The following is a 5,368-nucleotide window of genomic DNA, read 5'->3' on the forward strand; positions in this document are numbered from 1 at the left end:
ATCTGGACGACGAGAACCCGAGCGATGAGTTTTTGATCTGGGTAAATCGCGTCGCGGAGTGAGGTTTAGTATAAATTTAAGTAGGCTAAGATGCGAAAGATCGCTGTTTTAGCGCCGCCGAAGCTCTTGCGAGTATAATTTATTCTTGATAAAAGCTCGCTTGCATGATCAAAAACAGCTGCAAATTTTATTAGCATAAGCCCGAATTTAATTCGTTATAAAGCTATAAACGAGAGAAAATTTAGCTCGCCAAAAAAGCGAGCCAAAAGCCTAATGGCGGCAGTTTTTGCAGTCCTTTACAGTCACTAGTACATTCATCTTTTCGATGAAATTTCCAAGCTTTCTCTCCAAATTTTCCTTGTACTCGCTCAGCGCCTCGCAGAAATTATAGTCCTCGACGTGCCCGCAACTCTCGCATACGACGTGGATGTGCGGGTAGCTAAAGATGTCGTAGCGCGCCTTTTGGTTTGGCATATTTACCTCGACGACGAGGCCTTCGTCCTTTAGCATATTTAGGTTTTTATACACCGTTGCGAGCGATACGGACGGATTTTCGGCGCAGATCTCTTCATAAAGCTCATCGATCGTCGGGTGCGTGTGGCGATCGAGGATCTTGAGCACGCTGAGGCGCTGCGGGGTGGCTTTGAGGCCGTGGTTTTTGAGAAGTTCCATATAGTTCATCGTTTTTCCTGATATTTTTAGCTAAATATACAAAAATTTTATTTAAAACTTCTTTATAGTTGGTAATATAAATTATTATTTACTAAAATTTGTGTCAGTTTTTGCTTTAAATTTGCACTTTTTATAAATTTTGACATGATGTTTGAAGTCAAATTTTGATTTTTGGGTTTGGTGCTTTCTGCTAAAATTTGATCTTTTATTTTAAGTAAATTTGCCTGCGTCATTTAAAAGTAAAAGCGGAAAGACCGAGCGTAAAAGGCTAATTTAGCTCAAATTTGAGCCTTTTACGCACGAATACTCTTGAGAAAACTCGTAAAACTAAAGCGCGAAAACGCTTCAGCTCAAATTTAATCCTCTGTTTCGGTTAAAATTTTTTCGCAAATGCTTGCCGCATCGACACCAAGAGCTCTTTCGACATCAGCCGTAGTGCCGTGAGGGATAAAGGCGTCGTCAAACTCAAAGCTAACGATGCGCACGTCAAAAATCCATTGCTCCTGCAAAAACGCAGCTAAAATCTCGCCTACGCCGCCTTTTTTTACGGTATCTGAAAAGACGTACCAAATTTTATGCTTGATTGCGAGATATTGCAAAAGCTCGCAATCAAGAGGCTTGACAAATACCAAATCAACAAGGCTCGGATCAAATTTACTATCCGTTTTTTCCAGTAAAATTTTGCGCGCGGCGTTTGCCTTGCCCACGCCATTACCGTAAGCGATAAATGCCGCTTTGCCGCTGCCCTCGACCAAGATTTCGCCTTTACCGAGCTTTAGCTCTCGCGCCTCAAGCTCGCCCTGCGCCAGTGCAAAAGCTCCGCGCGGATAACGAAAAGCGCAAGGCCCCTCGTGAGCGTAAGCGTAACGCATCGCGAGCCTAAAACTATCGGCGCAGCGAGGCGCAAAAATCGTCAAATTCGGGATCAAATTTAGATAACTAACGTCAAATGCGCCCTGATGCGTCTCGCCGTCCTCGCCGACTATGCCCGCGCGGTCCATCGCAAAGACAACGTTTAGGTTCATGATTGCGCAGTCGTGCACGATCTGGTCAAATGCCCGCTGCAAAAAAGTCGAATAAATCGCAATAAATGGCTTAAAGCCTTCCTTTGCCATCGCTGCCATCGAGGCGACGGCGTGCTGCTCGGCGATCGCGACGTCCCAAAATCTATCCGGAAATCTCTCCATCAAAGCGTCTATGCCCGTGCCGGTAGGCATCGCGGCGGTCACTCCGACGATATTTTTATGCTCGCTAGCTAGCTCGGTCAAATTTTCCGCAAAGAGCGCGGTGGCCGATTTGGCGGCTGATTTTTTGATAGCTTCGCCGCTTTGTAAATCAAACGGACTCACGCCGTGCCAGCTGGCTAGATGCCCCTCGGCCTTTTCGTAGCCCTTGCCCTTTAGCGTCTGGGCGTGCACGACGACGGGCTTTTTCATGCCTTTTGCGACGCTAAAAGCCTCGATAAGCGCCTTCACGTCATGGCCGTTTACGGGACCGATGTACTCAAGTCCCAGCTCCTCAAAAAACATCCCGGGCGTAAAGATCCTGATACCCTCCTCCATCCTGCGCGCCATATACGCGGCGCCGTCTGGCATATAGCTCAAAAATCGCTCGACGCGGCTTTTAAACTTCTGATACAGCGGCCCAGCCATCATCTGCGAGAGGTAGTTGCTAAAGGCGCCGATGGGCTTGCTGATGCTCATTTCGTTGTCGTTTAGGACGATGACGCATGGGTTTTTGATATCGCCGAGCTCATTTAGCGCCTCATACGCGATACCCGCGCTCATCGAGCCGTCGCCGATAAAGGCCACGGGTATACGATCCTCGCCTTTTAGCTTGATCGCCTTTGACGCGCCGACTGCAAGCGAGATAGAGGTGGAGCTGTGTCCGGCGATAAAGTAGTCGTATTTACTCTCGGAGGGCTTGGTGTAGCCGCTGATACCGCCAAATTTTCTAAGCGTGTCAAATTTATCCCAGCGTCCAGTGATTAGCTTGTGCGCGTAGCTTTGGTGGCTAACGTCAAATATAAACGGGTCTTTTGCTGCGTCGAAAACATAATGCATCGCGACGATAAGCTCGACTGCGCCGATGTTTGAGCTAAGATGCCCGCCGTTTGCGCTGACGGTTTGTAAAATTTTATCACGGAGCTTCCCGCAAAGCGCTTCGAGCTCCTGCACGTTCATAGATTTTACGTCTATCATTGTCCTATTATCTTTTTGATTTTTTCTAGTCTGGCTTCGATCGTGCCCTCGAGGTTGCCCGCGTCGCTAAGCACGATCGCTCCGCCCGCGCTGATGGCTTCGTCGGCGGAGATTTTGACGTTTTGTCCGGAGAAATTTTCTTTGATAAACTCGTAATCTTTCGGATTTACTTTGACTTGCACCTCTTTGGCGTCTTTTATCTCGCTAAAAAGCTCTTTGCAGATGGCTGCAGCGATGTTTGCCGAATTTAGAGAAATCTCTTTTTTCACGACCTCTTTTGCGATCTCGATTGCGGTAGTCGGTAGCTGCGCTTCGCTGGATGCGATGAGGCTTTCAAATTTAGCCGCCTGCTCTTCAAGCTTATTTATAGACCCCAGGTATCTGCTCTCAAGCGCCTTTAGCTCTTCGTTAAATTTAGCCGCCGCCTCGTCTCTGCCCTGCTTTATGCCGTCTTCTTTAGCGCGCTGGATCTCGCTTTCTAGGCGTTTAGCGAATTCGTTTTCTTGATTTTCGATTTGCATTTGTAGCTTTATCATATTGCCGCTCATCTCGTCGGTACGCTTTAGCAGCTCCTCGATAAAGCTTGACTCAGGCTTAAAATGTAAGCCTTGCTCTTTTGCGTCGTTTAAATTTGAACTCTCTTGCTCGCCGTTTAAGGCTCGCTCGTTATGCTCGGTCGCGCGGCCGGATTCGCTTTCGTGGGCCGAGCGTGTATCCTCGCTTCTTTTTTCCTGACCTAAAATTTTAAACCGATAGTTTTCTACGAAGTGCTCTTTTGAGCGCTCATTTGTTATTACGCTACTTTTCATTCTATCATCTCATCGCTTTCGCCTATTTGGAACGCCCCGCTTTCGGCTAGGGCCTGAACCTGCTCTACTATGCGGCGCTGCGCCTCTTCGACGTCTTTTACGCGCACCGCTCCCAAAAACTGCATCTCCTCTTTAAACGAATCGCTGGCGCGCTGAGACATACTGGAGAGAAATTTATCTCTCAATGCATCGCCGCTGCCTTTTAGCGCGATCATAAGGTCTTTTTTATCGACGTTTTTAAGTATTTCGCGGATAGCTGCTTGATTGAGGGTGTTAATATCCTCAAAGGTAAACATAAGCTCTTTGATCGTCGTAGCGAGCTTGTCGTCGACGTCCTCGATATATTCGATCGTAGCTTTGGATGCCTTTTGGCCGAGGCGGTTTAACACCTCCGCCACGGCCCTTGGTCCGCCGACTTCGACCTTGTAGGACGTGAGGCTCTCTAGTTTGCCTTCTAGCACCGTTGAAACGCGTTTGATTATAGACGGACTAATGTCGCCCAAATTTGCCATTCTCACGACGACCTCGCTTCTAAGCTCGTTATTAAAAAACGAAAGCGTCTCGGCTGCGCTGGTTGAATCCATATGCGCCAAAATAAGCGCAATAGTCTGCGGATGTTCGTTAACAATAAAGTCTGCAAGCTGCTGAGGCTTGACCTTGGTAAGATAACCGAAGCTCTTTGTGTTTTCCATGCTTTTTGCGAGCTTGTCGAGTATCTTTTGCGCAGCTTCAGGACCAAAGGTGCGGTATAAAATTTCTTTCGCGTACTCTAAGCCGCCGCTTCTCATGTATTGATTTGACTGCATGAGAGCGTAAAATTCTTCTAAAACCGCAGCAGCTACGCTTTTGTCGGTACTCTTTGCGGTAGCTATATAGCGCGAAATTTCGGTTATGACGTCAACCTCCATATGCGAAAAAAGCAGAGTCGTGACGTCCTCGCCCAGCTGAATAAGCAAAATAGCGATCTTTTCAGGCATAGAAAGATCGTCATACACCATCTTTTGCTGTTCGTTTAGCTTTGTTGCCATTAAAAGTCCTTACGGTTGCTAAAGTCAGAATCGTTTTTTATCATATCTTGAAGCAATACGGCTATCTCTTCGCTGCGATCTTGAACGACTAGTTTCATCTTTTCTAGTAATACGTCGTAGCGCAGGTCGTCCTCATTAAAATTATCTCCGATACCCAGCTGCTCCTCAACCTTTTTCCTAGCTGCTTGAAATTTCTCCAGCGTATCTTCGCTATCCTCGAGCTGAACCTCGTTTTCGGATAGATCGATCTCTTCTTCTTTTACGTCCTCAAGCATTTTGGTCATAAACGGCGTAATGACTTTCTTGTAGAATACATATAGTAAGATCGCTACAAAAAGATACTTTAAGATAGGTAAAAACGGTACTACGTAAAGCTCGAAAAAGGACTGAACTTTGCTAGCCGGCGTCTGTCCGTCTTGACGCTGGAACTCAAAGTTACTAACCGTGACCTCGTCGCCTCTGTTTTGATCAAAACCGATAGATTGGCGAATAAGAGCGTCTATACGTGCTAGCTGCTCTTTATCAAGCGGTACGTAGGCTATTTCGCTAGTTGGATTTCCTTTTTCGTCTTTTTTATTTTCGTATTTTCCATCCACGACGACAGCGGCGCTTAGGCGGTTTATCTTAGCAAACTGATCCTTGACGCGCTCGACTTTTT

General features: G+C 46.8%; 5 protein-coding genes. All 5 read right to left on the bottom strand.

From position 1 onward, the window contains the following. Nucleotides 1-270: 270 nt before the first annotated feature. Nucleotides 271-681, bottom strand: coding sequence for a Fur family transcriptional regulator (locus Q0314_RS07055; RefSeq protein ID WP_002947300.1), 411 nt, complete (start codon nt 679-681; stop codon nt 271-273). Between the two features lie 347 nt (nt 682-1,028). Then, nucleotides 1,029-2,870 (bottom strand): 1-deoxy-D-xylulose-5-phosphate synthase, encoded by a 1,842-nt coding sequence (gene dxs, locus Q0314_RS07060; protein WP_298057805.1) that lies wholly within the window; start codon nt 2,868-2,870, stop codon nt 1,029-1,031. Then, entirely contained in the window at nt 2,870-3,682 is an 813-nt protein-coding gene (gene fliH, locus Q0314_RS07065) for a flagellar assembly protein FliH (RefSeq protein WP_298057800.1), read from the bottom strand. Before fliH ends, dxs begins: the two co-directional genes overlap by 1 nt. Then, nucleotides 3,679-4,710: a flagellar motor switch protein FliG gene (fliG, locus tag Q0314_RS07070; RefSeq protein WP_298057802.1), complete on the bottom strand. Its 1,032-nt coding sequence runs from the start codon at nt 4,708-4,710 to the stop codon at nt 3,679-3,681. Before fliG ends, fliH begins: the two co-directional genes overlap by 4 nt. Beyond that, nucleotides 4,710-5,368, bottom strand: a 659-nt coding sequence (locus tag Q0314_RS07075) for a flagellar M-ring protein FliF C-terminal domain-containing protein (RefSeq protein ID WP_298057804.1), incomplete at its 5' end; no start/stop codon positions are given. The genes fliG and Q0314_RS07075, both read right to left, overlap by 1 nt.

Origin of the sequence: uncultured Campylobacter sp. (genome assembly GCF_938040115.1) — a bacterium.
Taxonomy (GTDB): domain Bacteria; phylum Campylobacterota; class Campylobacteria; order Campylobacterales; family Campylobacteraceae; genus Campylobacter_A.